Here is a 15037-nt window from a genome sequence, read left to right as displayed (position 1 = left end):
CTCATGCCGACGCCTTACTCGCCAAATCCTCCAGCACAAGACCGGCGGTTGCCTTCGCGCTGCCGACGACGCCGGGCACCCCTGCGCCCGGATGCGTGCCCGCGCCGACGAGGTAGAAGTTCTGGATCACATCGTCGCGGTTATGTCCGCGCATATAGGCGCTTTGCCACAGGACCGGTTCTAGGCTGAAGGCGCTGCCCATATGGGCGCTCAAGTCCTCGCGGAAATCCTTGGGCGCGTAGTGGAACTTGGTCACGATCCGGTCGTGAATGTCGGGGATGATCCGCCGACCCACTTCGTCGAGCACGGCCTTTTCCAATTGCGGGCCGACCTCGTCCCAATTGACCGCGAGCTTGCCCATATGCGCGACCGGGACCAGCGCGTAAAACGTGCTTTTGCCCGGCGGGGCCATGCTCGGATCGGTTACGGTCGGGTGGTGCAGGTAGATCGAGAAATCCTGCGGCAGCACGCCGTGTTTGTAGATGTCCTCTACCAGCCCCTTATAGCGCGGGCCGAACAGGATCATGTGATGCGGGATGCCCGGCCATGTGCCCTCCAGCCCGAAATGCACAACGAAGAGCGATGGTGAGAAACTCTTGCGCGCAAGCGACTTGGCGTATTTGGGCCCGCGCGCGCTTTCGCTCAGCAAGTCCTTGTAGGAATGCATGATATCGGCGTTGGAGGCCACCGCGTTGAAACGCTCCTTCCAACCCGATTTCGTTTCCACCTCGGTTGCAACGGTACCCATTGTATGGACCTGCACCACCGGATCGCCGACGCGCATTGTGCCGCCTAGCCGTTCAAAATGACGCACCATGCCTGCGATCAGCCGGTTGGTTCCGCCGCGCGCCCACCACACGCCGCCATCCTTTTCAAGCTTGTGGATGAGAGCGTAAATCGCGCTGGTCTTCATCGGTGAGCCGCCGACCAGCAGCGTGTGAAAGCTGAAAGCCTCGCGCAGTTTCTCGCTTTCGATGAAGCTGGAGACCATGTCATAAACGCTGCGCCATGCCTGCTTCTTCACCAACGCAGGCGCAGCTTTGAGCATGGACTTAAAGTCGAGAAACGGCACCGTGCCGAGCTTGACGTAGCCCTCTTCATAGACGTCGGCGGAATATTGCAGGAAGTCCTGATAGCCGACCACGTCATCGGGATTGATCTTGGCGATCTCGGCGTTCAGCTCCGCCTCGACATTCGAATAATCGAAATTGGTGCCGTCGGGCCAGTTGAGCCGGTAGAACGGATGGACTTTCATCAGCTCGACATCTTCGGCGATGTCGTGGCCGGTGAGCTGCCACAGTTCTTCGAGGCAGGGCGGGTCGGTGATGACGGTGGGGCCAGCGTCGAAGGTAAAGCCGTCGCGCTGCCAGAAATAGGCGCGGCCGCCCGGCTTGTCGCGCGCTTCGACTACGGTTGTGGCGATGCCTGCCGATTGCAGCCGGATCGCCAGCGCCATGCCGCCAAAGCCCGCTCCGATCACGCAAGCGCGCTTGCCGGAATACTTCTCCGCCAAGGCCGGATTGATCCCGCGCGCGCCGCTGGCCGGCGGATCAAAGTCGAGAGTGCCTTCTGCGATCATTCATTGTCCTTGGGAGTAGGATTGCGGGTTAGCGCAGTGCCGCGCGAGAATATAGCGGCGATTGCTCGCATGATGGATACCGGAGGTTTGCCAGCGAGGATGCGGGTCTTGTCCATAAGGGTCGAACGCGCGGCATAGAAGCGTTCGATCAATCCAGGGCGCAGGCGGTAGAAACGCTGGAAGATCTGCACGCGCCGTTCCGGCTTTGCCGCGTGGAACAGCATGCGCGCGAGCAGGCGGTAGAAACTGGTTCTGCTCCAATGCCGCCGCGCGCGCGCTTCGAACATCAGGGACAGTTGCAGGCCAGTGAGATCGGCGTCGCGCGCGATCGCGATGGCGTTTTCGACGGCCATTGGCAGTGTGTAGCTGGTGAGCGGATGGGTGAAGCCGCCGCGTGCGCCAGCCAGCGTCACGCCCTCGATACGCACTGAACGCTGATGGGCAGCGAAATCGCCTCCAGTCAGCACCGGAAGCATACCTGTTTCATGGCCGAGGATGGCATAATCCGACCAGCCCTTTGCTGTTGCATAGGCGTCAATCCGGGCCGAAAGCGCGCTGCGATCGAGCGCAGGCTCATCGGCGTAATAGGTGTCTTCGACAAACAGGTCATGCGCGCCCAGCGGCAGGACATAGACAAAGCGATAGGCGCCGCCATTGCCATGGGGAGCGAGCTGATCGACATGCGCATCCATAATCACCGGACGACTGATATGGTGCGGCTGCTCCATGCGCATGTGCCGCCCGAGAAAGACCTGCCAGCCGCCGGTCAGGTGCAGGCTTGGCTCGAACGGGCGGCAGTCGATCACACTGCGCGCCTCTAACCGCGTGACCTGTCCCTGGCTGTCTTCGATATCGACCCCGCGCGCATCAAGACTCACCGCCTTGCGCCCCAGCATCAACGCATCCTCGGGCAGTTCGCGCACCAAACCTGAATGAAAATCGGCTGAGGCCATAGAGCGGTAAGGCGTCTTCAGCGCGCGGCAATATTGCGGAAAGGCGACTTCGTAGCCGTCGTCCCATTCGGTCTGGCGAAATCCGGAAAGCAGCGCGCGGCCTTCGCCGGACAGATCGCTGTCAAACCAGCTCCAACGATGATTGCCGCCCAGCACCTTGCCCGCTTCGACCAGAGCGATGCGAAAATCGGGCCTTGCGCGCTGAAGTGCGAGCGCGATCAGCCCGCCTGCAAGACCTCCGCCGACAATGACGCAATCGAGCTGTTGGCCAATGCGGGGGGATACTTGAGTGTCGTTCATCCGTATATTCGCCTAGGCGAGTGGGCAGACGGGATCAATGACGAGCTTGTTTCGCGCCCTTAAGCATCCATCGCCCGATATCCGGCGTAGCTATTGCACCTGCTGGTGGGCAGGATGCTTCTCTGATCCGATAAGGAACCGGCTGTTATGACAATGTTTCCGACCTCCACCGGCTTTGCCGCGCTCAGTGCTTTGCTGCTTGCAGCCCCGCTTGCCGCAGAAGAATTGCCCGAGCGCAGCGAAACCGATGCGAGTGCTGCATCTGCGCCAGACGTCCAGGCCCAGCCGCCTGAAGGCACCGCGCGCCAGGGGCCGCCCGCTGGAGTGCGCGCCGAAGGAGCAAGAGGCGGCCCGCCTTTTGAAACCGTGTTCGATGATACATGGGTCACGGTCGGGATCGGTGTCGGAGTCGTGCCGAGCTACTCTGGGTCTGACGACTACCGCCTGTTCCCGCTCCCGCTGATTGTAGGCCACGTCGGCGGAGTTGGCATCAGCCCCAACGGGCCGGGTTTCAACCTCGATCTGCTGTCCAAGCCTTCAGCGCGCCCGGGTTCGTCCGCGCCGAGCTTCTCCTTTGGTCCGTCCTTCCGCTTCAGGAATGATCGCAATGGGTCAATCCGCGACGATGTGGTCGAACTGACAGGTGAACTCGACAGCGCCTTTGAAGTGGGCGCGAATGCCGGTGTATCCTTCCCGGGCGTATTCGGGCCGCGAGACCGCGTTTCGCTGTCGGCGCAAGTGCGCTGGGATGTGGCCGGTGCGCATGACGGCATGCTGATCGAGCCGGGGGTAGGCTATTTCACGCCGGTCGGCAGAGCAGCCTCAGTGCAGATTGGCGCGAGCGCCAGCTTCGTCGATGATGATTTTGCCGATTACTATTATTCAGTCAGTCCCGCCCAAAGCGCCTCCAGCGGGCTTGCGCAATTCACCGCCGATGGCGGGCTCAATTCGATTGGCACGACTGGAATCGTGACCGTCGATCTGGATGGGAATGCGCTCAATGGCGGGCTGAGTGTCTACGCAATTGTCGGATATTCGCGGCTCATTGGTGACGCAGCCGATACGCCATACACCTTGGAACGAGGCAGCGCGAACCAGCTGATCGGCGGGATCGGGCTGGGCTACACGTTCTAGGTTGAGCAACAAATCGCTGATGGCGCGAGCCACGAGGAAAAAGGACCGCTCAAAAAGAGCGGCCCTTTTCTTGTTCAGAACCAGACGTGGTCTTCCGGTTTACTCTTCTTCTGCCTCGGGAGCCTCTGCCCCCTTGGCGCCTTCTGCCAGTTGCGGGCGCGGGGCGGGCATTTCGGCGGTGCGATCACCCGTCATCAGATAGGTGTCGAACCACTCCATCATGCGCAGATTGTAGTCATACCGGCTCGCGGCCATGCGGTTGCCGTGCCCTTCGCCGGGATAGAAGACGAGGCGCACTGGCGTGTCAGGCTGGCGCACGCGCAGGAAGCGGTAGAGCTCCATCGACTGTGACGGATCAACGCGCGTGTCTTCCTCACCATGCATGATGAGGATCGGCGTGGTCGCGCGGTCGGTGTAGTAGATCGGCGAGACTTCGAGCATCTTCTGCCAATCGTCCCATGGCCAAGCGCGGCTGTGCACATTGTACATCTCGTAAGGGATGTCGGTGGTGCCGAACTTGCTGGTCTGGTCGGAGATGCCGACAAACATCACCGACGCTGCAAATTCTGCCGAGTAATAGGTCGCGCCCCATGCGCTCGCATAGCCGCCATAGGAGCCGCCGGTGATGCCGGTGCGGTCCGCATCGGTGATCCCGTCAGCAGCCAGAGCGGCCTTGGCATCGACGATATCGCGGAATTCAGGATCGGTGTAATTGCCCTGATGCTGCTTGGAGAAATCGACGCCGTAAGCGGTCGATCCGCGATAATTGGGCAGGAACACGGCATAGCCCTGTCCGGCGGCAACCTGACCCGGCTTGGAGTAAGCGGTCTGCCAGCCATTGCTGTCATGCGCTTCGGGGCCGCCATGGACGTTCATGATCGTCGGAGCGCCGCCTTCGGGAACGCCGCCAACCGGCAGGATCAGCACGCCTTCGACCTCTTGCCCGTCGGTCGCGGTGAAAGTGTAGGCGCGCTGTTCGCCAAAGGTGATGTCGCTGAGCCATTCATTGTGGCTGGTCCAGCGCTGGAATCCGCCATCGGCCCAGACGAACAACTCGGTCGGGTGCTGCGGCGAGTTGGCCGCAACCGCAATCCGGTCTCCGGCGGCTTCGACGCGGGTGAGGATCAGCTCGCCCGGATCATGCGCGTGATCGACGCTGCCATCGGCGTTATAGACCCGCAATTCGGACTGAACGCCGATATGCACGACAACCGCGAGGCGGCCATCGGGCAGCCATTCGGCATCACGCGCGGCCTCGGCAGCGCCTGCATTGAGCGCGCGATAAGCGCCGGTTGCAGTGTCCACGAGGTGCAAGGTCGTCGCAGCCGGATCGTTCATATCGACGCCAGCGATCAGCGAGAGCTGCGATCCGTCAGGTGAAATTTCGACATCGCCGATCTTGCCGGGTGTTTCGACCACGGCGGTCACTTCGCCGGTCGCAAGGTCGATCACATTGACTCGCATCGAGGTGTAGCTGTCATCGACCAGCGGGGTCGGGGTCGTCTCGATAATACCCATGCGGCCATCGGAGGATACGTCAAAGGCGCTCACAAAACCTGGAAGCGCAATCTCGCGCGGTTCCTCGTCCAGTTCTTCGCCAACGGTGGCCGCAAACAGGCGGGCAGGTCGGAATTCTTCTTCATAGACGCGCGCGGTGAACCCGCCCTTGCGCTGGGCTTCGCGTTGTTCGTCTTCGCCCGGGCCGGTGAGCATGAAGATTGTGCCGCCATCTGGGCTGAAGCGGTAGCTGCGAACACCCGTATCCTCGACCGCAGCAAGCTTCACATAGGTGCCGCCATCGACCGGAACCCCCCAGACCGCACGGTCATCTTTGTCCTTTGACCACAGGAACGTCACCATCCGGCCATCGGGTGAGAAGGCAACGCCGCCGGGCGAGATGTCTTCGGGCAGATATTGCCGCGCGGCATCGGGTGCTGTGGTAACGTTAAGCTCGCTGGTGGAGCCGCCATTGTCCTCACCTTCGGTCACATCGGGGAGGCTGGAAGTCGTGTAGGCGATGCGGCTGCCATCGGGCGAAACCGCGATTGCGCCGACGCTTTCAAGCTTGGCGACGTCTTCAGGCGTCATCGGACGCGCGTGAGCGGTGGCAGCCAGCGATACGGTGGCCAGGAGGGTGGCAGTAGTCAGAGTCAGACGGTTCATAACGTCGGTGTTTCCTCTCTCATGGGGATAATGCGTGCCTCCATAACGACCAGCGGATGAATCGCAAATGGGGTGGGGACTTGCCAGCGGGCTTTGTGGGAGCCATCACCTGCGCTCAAGGGGTCCGAACCGGGGAGAATTTTTGTGAAGTTCCTGAAAAACATTGCCGCATCGCTGACCGCAATTGCCGCGCTTATCGCAGCGCCAGCGGGTGCGCAGGATGCAGTAATCCATGCAGGCGCGGTCATTCAGGATGCAGAAAGCGGCGTGGGTGGTCCATCGACAATCACGATCGAAGACGGTCAGATCGTCTCGATCACCGAAGGGCATAATGGAGGTGAGGACGCAATCGACCTGTCCGACAAGACCGTGCTGCCCGGCCTGATCGACCTGCACACGCATCTCTCGGGCGACCCAAGCGGCGAGTTCTGGCGCGCGGCAACCACTCCGCCGGAATATTACACTCTGATCGCGGCGAAAAATGCGCGCATTACCGCGCTTGCCGGTTTCACCACCGTGCGCGATCTCGGTAGCCGCACCGATCAGGTCACGCAGATGCTGCGCCGTGCAACGGCGGAAGGGCTGACCCCCGGACCGCGTGTGGTCACTTCGGCCCGCACTATCGCGATCATCGGCGGGCACGGCGATGTGAACGGCTTTGTCGAGCATGTGAACGACGCGCTCGATTCAGGCTTCACCTGCACCGGCCCGGTTGAATGCGCTGAGAAGGTCCGGCTGGCCTCGCAATACGGGGCTGACCTCATCAAGATTACCGCAACCGGCGGCGTTCTCTCGCAGCAAGGTCGCGGGCTGGAGGCGCATTTCACCGACGAGGAAATGCGCGCAATCGTCGAAACGGCGGAGTCACTGGGTCTGCGTGTAGCTGCGCACGCTCACGGCGCTCGCGGGATCGAAGCGGCGGCGCGCGCAGGCGTCCAGACAATCGAGCACGGCACCTATATCGACGATGCCGCCGCGCGCGCGATGAACGAAAACGGCACCACGCTTGTCCCAACCCTGATGGCGTTCGAAGGCATTCGCCGCAATCTGGGGCAGGGATTCTACACGCCCGTGGTCGAGGACAAGATCCGCGCTGTGAGCGAAGTCGCAGGCACAATCGTAGAGCGGGCCCGCGCGAACGGCGTGCGGATCGCGTTCGGTACCGATGCGGGCGTCTTCCCCCATGGCGAGAATGCGGGCGAGTTCCGCTTGATGATCGCAGGCGGGATGAGCAACCGCGAGGCCCTCGCCAGCGCGACCACGGTAGCCGCCGAAATCCTCGGGTTGGAAGACAGCATTGGCCGGATCGCCCCGGGCTTCTCCGCCGATATCATCGCAGTGGAGGGCAATCCGCTCGACGATGTGACCGTGCTCGAGCAGGTCGACTGGGTGATGGTGCGCGGACGGGTGATCGAATAGTTGAGGGCAAGGCATCCAAACAGGAGAACTGCAATGAACGCGATGAAAACACTGTTTCTTGGAGGAGCCGCTGTGTCGCTCGTAGCATCCAGCGCTTCCGATCCGGAAATCACCTGCGGCAACGATGCAGCGGAGATATCATGCGACAACGGCGTTTGTGAAATCAACACCGATAGCTTCACTCCGATGGGTATCTCTATTGCAGGTGAACGCTCAGAACTGTGCGCCTATTCCGCTTGCTACAAAGGGCGTGTTGTCACCGAGTATCGGGTTGCCGAACATAGCTTCTTCGACCTCGAGCTGAGGCAGTTCGACCCGTTGCAAGAGGTTGTGGTGGGTGAACCGGTTCGCGTCGGCGTGATTCACCGCCCTGATAGCCGCAGCGCACTGGTCAGCTTCACGGGATTTGCCCAGGTGATGAGCTGTGATGCGCCCGGAGACACCGATCCTCGGGAAGGATGAAGTCCCGTCCGGCCCTATGGGCGGTGAGCGCTTTGCTTTCCGCCAGTGCCGCAGCGAGCGAGCCGTTGTCCTGCGAAGTCGAGCTGGTTGTGCTCGGCGCAGGGCAGGATGCGGGCGCGCCGCAAATTGGCAATGCAGAGGATGACGGGCCGCGACTGCTCCCGTCATCGCTCGGCCTGATCGACCGCGCAAGCGGTAAACGCTACCTCTTCGATGCGACGCCTGCGATCACCGAGCAGCTTGCCATGCTCGATGCGATTGAGCCGCCGCACGACGGGCTGGGCGTGGACGGCGTGTTCCTGACCCATGCGCATATCGGGCACTATCTCGGCCTTGCCTATTTCGGACGCGAAGCGGCGGGCGCGAACGGCGTGCCGGTCTATGCGATGCCGAGGATGGAGGAGTTCCTGCGCGGAAACGGCCCCTGGAGCCAACTCGTAGAGTTGGGCAATATTGAGATTTTTACGCCCCTTCCTTCGCCGGATTGGCCAACTTCCAGCACAGAATCGCAGTGGCATCCTTCGGAAACCGAGTTAACGGAGCGCTTGGCGGCTCTCGTTATCCCAGTTCCTCACCGTGATGAATTTTCCGAAACCGTTGGCTGGGTGATATTCGCTCCGGGTCGTTTTTCTATTCTCTATCTGCCTGATCTCGATAGTTGGAGCGAGTTTGAGGCGACGAGCGGCTTGTCGCTCGATCTGCTGATTGCAAGAGCGGATCAAATCTTCATCGACGCCACATTCTGGGACGATAACGAGCTGGATGGGCGCGATATGTCGGAAATCCCCCATCCGCGCGTTACCGAGACTATGGACCGCTTGCAGGACCTGCCTGCCGAACAGCGCGCCAAGGTCCACTTCATCCACTACAACCACACCAACCCGATCCGCGATCCCGACAGCGCTGAAAGCCGCGAAGTGATCGAGCGCGGCTTCAATGTCGCGCGGCGCGGAGACCGGCATTGCCTCGCTTTCGCATCGGGCGCAGATTAGAATCCGAAGGCAATTCCCACGCGTCCGCCGGTGCTGTCCTCGGCGGTTGATCCGGCAATCGCAGCCGAGATATAGACCTGGTCGGTCACCCGTGCGGCGAGCGATCCGGAGAAACCTTGCTCGCCCTCAAAAGTCGACAGGTTGGCGCTGAAAGACACATCGCTGCCGGGCACCACCATCGTCCCGCCCATTGCCATCGCCGCCGCGATCCCGCCGCGCGTGCGCCGGTCCATATCCTGAAGCGCAAATTCGAATCCGGCGACCCGCCCCTCGAGCGTGCTCACGCGAGTGTCGACTGCGCTGATATTGTTCGCCAGACTGTCAATTTGCGCATTGGTGATCGCCTCCAGCCGGCCTAGCGAGGCCTGCGACGGACCAATGCTGGCCGCGGACTGGATCGATTGGCGACCCAACGTTCCGTTCTCGTCAATAGTGACCACTTCGACCGCGCCGACCTGCGCAGCGGTGCTGGCGTCGATATCGCCGATCCGAACTGCCGAGCCTGAGCCGCCCAGCGCAACCTGATTGGCGGCTGTCGCTTGTGCTCCGGTGCCAAGCGCGGTCGAGTTCGTGAAGGCGGCTTGTGCGCCTTCACCGATAGCGGTCGCGCCTTCCTCAGTCGCGGCGCTGCTGGATCCGATTGCGGTGGCTCGCGCCGCATCCGCATTGGCCAGCACGCCATAGGCGCTGCTCGATAGGCCGTTCGCCTCCGCTGCTGTTCCGGTGGCGGTGGAATTGCCGCCGGTGGCGCGTGATTGCTGGCCGATGGCGGAGGAATTGGTGCCGCTTGCCAGTGACCGGTTGCCAAATGCGGTGGAGTTGAGCGCGGTCGAACGCGCGCCGGTGCCGATTGCGACATTGTTGATGTCGAAGGCAAAGGCGTTCACCCCGATGGCAATCGCTTCGTCGCGCACTGCGTTTGCGCCTGCGCCGATCGCGATGCTTCCCATCCCTTCGGCTATAGCGCCGCGTCCCATGGCCAGCGCCTGATCGCCGATCGCGCGCGCTTCATAGCCGACTGCGATGCCGGACTGATTGGCCTCGGCATAACCGCCAATGGCAAGCGCTTCAGCCGATGTGGCGCGCGCGCTGCGACCGATTGCGACCGCGTCTGTATCGCTCGCAAGCGAAGAACGTCCGATAGCAATCGCGCGCGCGCCACTGGCTTGGGCGAGCCGGCCAGCGGCAAAGCTGTCCGTCCCGCTCGCATTGGAAAGAACACCGATGGCAACAGCGTTCTGACCGGTAGCATCCGAAGCTGCGCCCAAAGCGGTAGCACCCGAAGCGCGCGCCTGAGCCGATCGCCCAAAGGCGCTGGCGTTGAACTGGTCTGGGTCGGCGGCCGCTTCGGCGAATTGGCCCACGGCTGTGCCGCCGAACCCCATCGCGCTGGCATTGTCGCCTATGGCCACGCTGAGGTCGCCCGCTGCCGCAGCATTGGTGCCGATCGCGGTGGAATTGCCGCCCGATGCGCTCGCCCCTTCGCCGCATTCGAGGCTGTCATCATCGGTGTTCGCGATGTTGTCCGCGCCGTCTTCTGTGTTGCAAGCGGCGTCCGTGTCGGCCTTTGCGGGGACGGCGAAGGTGAGGGCTGCGAGCAAAGCGAATGGGGTGAGGGCTGCATGTTTCATCATGCCGACCAACCTGAACGAAATCGCGCGCCGGTTAAGTATTGTTACCGCCGTAACGGAGCTTTGATCGCGCGGTTGGACTTGTCTGCGGCGCTGGACTAGCCTTGCAGGCGGCCTGACCCCAAGGAGCCTCAATTATGCAGCCGCGCGCTTTTCTCTCCATCGCCGTTCTGGCGTTTGCCGCCCCCATTCTTTCGGGTTGCGGCGAGGCTCCGGTGCAGGCTTCATTCGAGCAACCGCAAGAAGGTGCGCTTGCTGGCACCGCCACCTCGATCCTGAATGCCGGTGTGATGGCAGAGATTGGGCCAGCGGGGGATGGGCGCGCGAAGTTCCTGTTCGACCCGCTCTATGACGATCATTTCGGCTCATTCGAGCAACTGACGCCCGAACTGATCGAGGCGATAGTGACAGGGGCGCCGCCTTATGATGCGGTGGATGCGGTCTTTGTAAGTCACGCACATGGCGACCATTTTTCCGCCTCTATGCTGACAAGGATGCTTGCCGAACAGCCCGGTCTGCGCCTCTTTGCCCCGCAGCAGGCGATTGACCGGATGCGCGAGGATGCCAGCTGGGACGAGAGCTTTGCGGCCCGCACAACCGGCGTTGCGCTGGAGAATGGCGAGGCATGGGATGGGGTGAACGTCGAAGGCTACAGCGTCGATGCTTTCCGCAGTCCGCATAGCGGCTGGCCTGATCGTCACTTCAATACGCACAACATCACGTTCCGCGTCTCTGCTCCTGCGGACGAGGGCGCGGTTGGGCGGGTGATGCATCTGGGCGATGCGGACCCATCAAGCGAACATTATGCCGCGCTTGAAGGCTTCCTTTCCGCCAAAAGAAGCGGTCTCGCGATGGTGCCATTCTGGTTCTATCAGGAGGGCGATCTGGGCGGGTTAGTTGACGAAACGCTCAACGCACAGATGCCGGTTGCCATGCATGTGCCGGTCCGAGTCCCGGCCTATCTGCGAAGCGGCGAGCTGCCCTATTTCAGCGAGGTTGGCGAAGTGCTGGAGATTCCGGCGACCCGCTAACGCTTATTCGAAATTGGCCGCGAGGTTCTCAAAGCCGCTGGCGAAGTCGGCTTTGAAGTCCTGCACAATCGTGCCGACCCCGCGCGAATCCTTCACCAATCCGAGCCCCTGTCCGACCCAATAGCTCGACAGCGCTTGCGCGCGTGCATTGCCGCCCACCGCCGCGCTGTCGAGCGCACGCAGGACCGGTTCGGCGAGCAGGCTCATCAGCGGCATGGGTAGGGCGGGCAGGCCAGCGCTCTCCCAACGCTCATGCCATTCGCTCTTGAGCTGGCGTGAATATTTGCCGGTGCGGTGCTTGGAGCGGATTGTGTCGCGCGATCCGGCGGCGATCATTTTTTCGCGGAACACTTCGGTGGTTTCGGCCTCGGGTGAAGCGAGCCACACGCTACCGCACCACGCGCCCGCCGCACCCATCGCCATCATGCCCGCCATTTGTTGACCGGTCATGATCCCTCCCGCCGCCAGCACGGGTATGTCAGCGCCCGCATCGGCAATCGCGCGGATCACTTCGGGGATCAGCACAACCGTCGGCACATCGCCGCAATGGCCGCCGCCTTCGCCGCCTTGGGCGACGATGATGTCGACGCCCGCCTCGACCTGCTTCATCGCGTGTTCCTTCGCCCCGACCAGAGCCGCGACCGGAATGCCGTGACGCTTGCCCGCCGCGATCATTTCAGGCGGCGCGGTGCCGAGCGCGTTGGCGATCAGGCGGACAGGGTGGTTGAAGCTGACTTCGAGCAGTTCCTGACCCAGCGAGGTGTTGGGGGCTTGCGATCCTCCCAGCGGCTTGCCCAAAGCTTCCTCGATCCCGCATTCGCGCAGCAACTCGCGGGTGAAATCGCGGTATTGCGAGGGGATCTGCGCGACAATCGCGTCGGCGCTCACCGAGTGATCGACCGCTTGCACTTCGGGGATCAGCACATCGACGCCGTAGGGTTTGCCATCGACGTTATCGTCGATCCAGGCGAGTTCGTGCTCAAGCTGCTCGGGCGTGTAGCTGACCGCGCCCAGCACGCCAAAGCCGCCCGCGCGGCTTGCCGCAGCCACAACATCGCGGCAATGCGAAAAGGCGAACAGGGGGAATTCACATCCCACCATCTCGGTCATCTTGAATGGCATTGCAGGCTTCCTCTCACTGACTCTCTGACCCTTCGCCTAATTCGGCTAGCGCGGCGCGGCAAGGCTGCTCGATGAGCGCGCGCGCAGCATCCCAATTGCCGTGGAGCCAATCCTGCTGCGCTTGCTCGTCGTCAGCCACCACCACTGGCATAGAATGGCAACCGGCTGCGGCTGGGGCGCCCTCGGCCTTGCGCGAGAGAAGGGCGAAGGCGGGCACTTCCTCGTCTTTCCACACGCCTGCCAGCGCGAATATGCGCGTGCTTTCGGGCGCATACCAATGCCTGAGCCGACGCCCTTCATAATCGGTCCCGCTGCCCCACAGCATGAACCGCGTTGCGGGGATGAGGCAGCGAAACTCGCTATTGCGCAGATTGCCGATCCAGAACGGACTATCGGTGTTGCGCACAGAAGTGATGCGGCGGGTCGGATCATCGGCGGAGGGCGGAGGCAGCACGCCCCAAAGCCTCGGCGTCATGCGCGGCGCAAGCGGCCTGCCAGCGGGGCGCGGTCCGGCGATGAAATCGCGGCCCGCCGTGATGATCGGCGCAAATTTGAGCGGTGCGACATAGCCTCCGGCCCACGGATCATCGCCCGCGCGCGCTCCGAAGTTTGCGGCGACCGCGCTGGCGCTGGCATCAAGGCGGTAAAGCATCGTCACACCTCCGGACCTAGAGGCGCGGCGAAGGCGGGTCCACAGCGGGATGCGCCTGCCATTCCCTCAACCGGCCCAAACGCGTAACCATTCGCGCAAACCGGCCGAATACGAGCTGAGGAAAATCAAAACGAGGGGACTGAACTCATGGAACTTACACTCAAGCGCACCACGCAATTCATCGCGGTGATACTGCTTGCCGCAGTCGTGACGCAGGCAATCTACACTTATCTTTATGTCAGCGAGATGGAGGTGCCGCGCCAGCTTCTATGGGGCATCGAAAGCTTCCTCTTCCTTATGCTGACCGCGCTTGCCGGATCGGCGATGTTGCAGGCCAAATCGCTCTTTCTCGGTTGGTCGGCGCTGGCCTTTGCAGGGGTGCTCAACGTCGTGCAGGTGGGAGTGGGACTCACCATGTTCGGACCGTTTTTTGAGGCAGCTGGCACGGTCGAGGGCATCGAGCCGGCGGCGCATTCGGTCGTCGCCTATTCCTTCATGGTCTATAACGCGGCCAAGGCCTTGCTTGCACTTGCGGCCATCGTGTTCGGCATGGCGCGGCTCAATCAGGGCGCAAAGGCGCTAGGCGGATTGACCACCTTGGTGGGCGTGATCGCGCTGATCGCCAATGAACTGTCGATGGCAATGGGCCGCGACTTCCTTGGCGAGAACATGCCATTGGCAGGCGGTTCGGGTGTGCTGGCGACCGTGCTGCTGGCGGTTTGCCTGCTGACGCTGAAGAGCGACGAGGAATAGGCGAAGCACTTGCTCTTGGTCCTTGGCCGGTCATCGGCAGGACCGCCCATCTCTTGCCAAGCGGCGATATTCAAGGCAGCTAAGTGCCTATGGGCACACTCATTCCCGACCGTCGCACGGTCATTGTCTCGCTTGTCATAACGGCAATTGCCATCGGCATTTTGCTTGCGATGGGCCGCGCGCCGATCTGTGAATGCGGCTATGTTAAGCTCTGGCATGGCCAGATTAACGATGCGGGGAACAGTCAGCACATAACTGACTGGTACACGCCTAGCCACATCATCCACGGGATGATTTTCTATGCTTTGGGCTGGTGGCTATTCGTTCGGCGCGGCTGGGGAGGCGAGCAGGCCGTTCGCTGGGGACTGCCCTTGGCGGTGTTGTTGGAGGCGGCATGGGAAGTTCTGGAGAACACGCCCATGGTCATCGACCGGTTCCGCTCTGTCACGGCGAATTGGGGCTATTCAGGTGACAGCGTGCTCAATTCTGCCGCTGATATCGGCTGGATGGCGTTCGGCTTTTGGCTGGCGCTGCGATTGCCGGTTAAAGTGACGGTGGGGCTGGCCTTGATCGGAGAAATCGTGGCAGCTTACGTTGTGCGAGACAATCTGACGCTCAACGTCATCATGCTGTTGTTCCCCCAGGATGCCATCGCCGAATGGCAAGCAGCGGGAGGCGTGGCTTAGTCACGCTCTTGGCTTTACGCTAAGGCCGCACAGGTCTAGAGACATGTCATCCCCGGGGAGCCAGCTTTGTCTTGGCTGAGAGGGGCGGGGTAAGCGCCGCCCGACCCGTTGAACCTGAACCGATTAGCATCGGCGGAGGGAGCGGGCAGGTTATCACCTA

General features: G+C 62.1%; 13 protein-coding genes and 1 riboswitch. Of the genes, 7 read left to right on the top strand and 6 right to left on the bottom strand.

What is annotated here, in order from left to right; genetic code table 11:
* Position 1: 1 nt before the first annotated feature.
* Together Q0887_RS09060 and crtY are read right to left on the bottom strand one after the other, a co-directional pair.
* The gene (locus tag Q0887_RS09060) at positions 2–1579 is read right to left on the bottom strand and encodes a phytoene desaturase (protein WP_299194151.1); all 1578 of its coding nucleotides are present in this window, start codon (positions 1577–1579) and stop codon (positions 2–4) included.
* Positions 1576–2832, bottom strand: coding sequence for a lycopene beta-cyclase CrtY (gene crtY / locus Q0887_RS09055; protein WP_299194150.1), 1257 nt, complete (start codon positions 2830–2832; stop codon positions 1576–1578). The genes Q0887_RS09060 and crtY overlap by 4 nt, the downstream gene beginning before the upstream one ends.
* A gap of 147 nt (positions 2833–2979) precedes the next feature.
* Between crtY and Q0887_RS09050 the strand changes: the two genes are divergently transcribed.
* On the top strand, positions 2980–3966 hold the full coding sequence (locus Q0887_RS09050) for a MipA/OmpV family protein (RefSeq protein WP_299194148.1): 987 nt from the start codon (positions 2980–2982) through the stop codon (positions 3964–3966).
* A 99-nt stretch (positions 3967–4065) separates the two neighbouring features.
* On the opposite strand, the gene Q0887_RS09045 is transcribed toward Q0887_RS09050, so the two are convergent.
* Positions 4066–6129 carry a S9 family peptidase gene (locus Q0887_RS09045; protein ID WP_299194147.1) on the bottom strand — a complete coding sequence of 688 codons (2064 nt, stop codon included), beginning with the start codon at positions 6127–6129 and terminating at the stop codon, positions 4066–4068.
* 144 nt (positions 6130–6273) lie between these two features.
* Between Q0887_RS09045 and Q0887_RS09040 the strand changes: the two genes are divergently transcribed.
* From Q0887_RS09040 to Q0887_RS09030, 3 genes are read left to right on the top strand one after another with little or no spacing between them, the layout of a single operon-like run.
* Positions 6274–7548 carry an amidohydrolase family protein gene (locus tag Q0887_RS09040; protein WP_299194146.1) on the top strand — a complete coding sequence of 425 codons (1275 nt, stop codon included), beginning with the start codon at positions 6274–6276 and terminating at the stop codon, positions 7546–7548.
* Positions 7549–7581: 33 nt separating this feature from the next.
* Entirely contained in the window at positions 7582–8010 is a 429-nt protein-coding gene (locus Q0887_RS09035; RefSeq protein ID WP_299194144.1) for a hypothetical protein, read from the top strand.
* A complete protein-coding gene (locus Q0887_RS09030; protein ID WP_299194142.1) occupies positions 8007–9002 on the top strand; it encodes an MBL fold metallo-hydrolase in 996 nt (331 codons plus the stop codon). Before Q0887_RS09035 ends, Q0887_RS09030 begins: the two co-directional genes overlap by 4 nt.
* Here the strand turns inward: Q0887_RS09030 and Q0887_RS09025 are convergent.
* On the bottom strand, positions 8999–10636 hold the full coding sequence (locus Q0887_RS09025) for a YadA-like family protein (protein WP_299194141.1): 1638 nt from the start codon (positions 10634–10636) through the stop codon (positions 8999–9001). The genes Q0887_RS09030 and Q0887_RS09025 overlap by 4 nt on opposite strands.
* 134 nt (positions 10637–10770) lie before the next feature.
* Here Q0887_RS09025 and Q0887_RS09020 point away from each other — a divergent pair, with 134 nt between their 5' ends.
* Positions 10771–11664 carry an MBL fold metallo-hydrolase gene (locus tag Q0887_RS09020; protein WP_299194139.1) on the top strand — a complete coding sequence of 298 codons (894 nt, stop codon included), beginning with the start codon at positions 10771–10773 and terminating at the stop codon, positions 11662–11664.
* Between the two features lie 3 nt (positions 11665–11667).
* Here Q0887_RS09020 and Q0887_RS09015 read toward each other — a convergent pair whose 3' ends face one another.
* Together Q0887_RS09015 and Q0887_RS09010 are read right to left on the bottom strand one after the other, a co-directional pair.
* Positions 11668–12786 carry a nitronate monooxygenase gene (locus Q0887_RS09015; protein ID WP_299194138.1) on the bottom strand — a complete coding sequence of 373 codons (1119 nt, stop codon included), beginning with the start codon at positions 12784–12786 and terminating at the stop codon, positions 11668–11670.
* 13 nt (positions 12787–12799) lie between these two features.
* Positions 12800–13438, bottom strand: coding sequence for an SOS response-associated peptidase family protein (locus Q0887_RS09010; RefSeq protein WP_299194137.1), 639 nt, complete (start codon positions 13436–13438; stop codon positions 12800–12802).
* 147 nt (positions 13439–13585) lie between these two features.
* On the opposite strand from Q0887_RS09010, the gene Q0887_RS09005 reads away from it, so the two are divergent.
* Entirely contained in the window at positions 13586–14191 is a 606-nt protein-coding gene (locus tag Q0887_RS09005) for a thiamine biosynthesis protein ThiC (RefSeq protein ID WP_299194136.1), read from the top strand.
* An 89-nt stretch (positions 14192–14280) separates the two neighbouring features.
* The gene (locus tag Q0887_RS09000) at positions 14281–14877 is read left to right on the top strand and encodes a DUF2585 family protein (RefSeq protein ID WP_299194135.1); all 597 of its coding nucleotides are present in this window, start codon (positions 14281–14283) and stop codon (positions 14875–14877) included.
* 43 nt (positions 14878–14920) lie between these two features.
* Positions 14921–15037, top strand: a riboswitch (TPP riboswitch).

It is taken from the genome of uncultured Erythrobacter sp. (assembly GCF_947492365.1).
Taxonomy (GTDB): Bacteria; Pseudomonadota; Alphaproteobacteria; order Sphingomonadales; family Sphingomonadaceae; genus Erythrobacter.
Note: the sequence above shows the minus strand (reverse complement) of the source record. Positions and strands in the feature narration are given on the sequence as shown.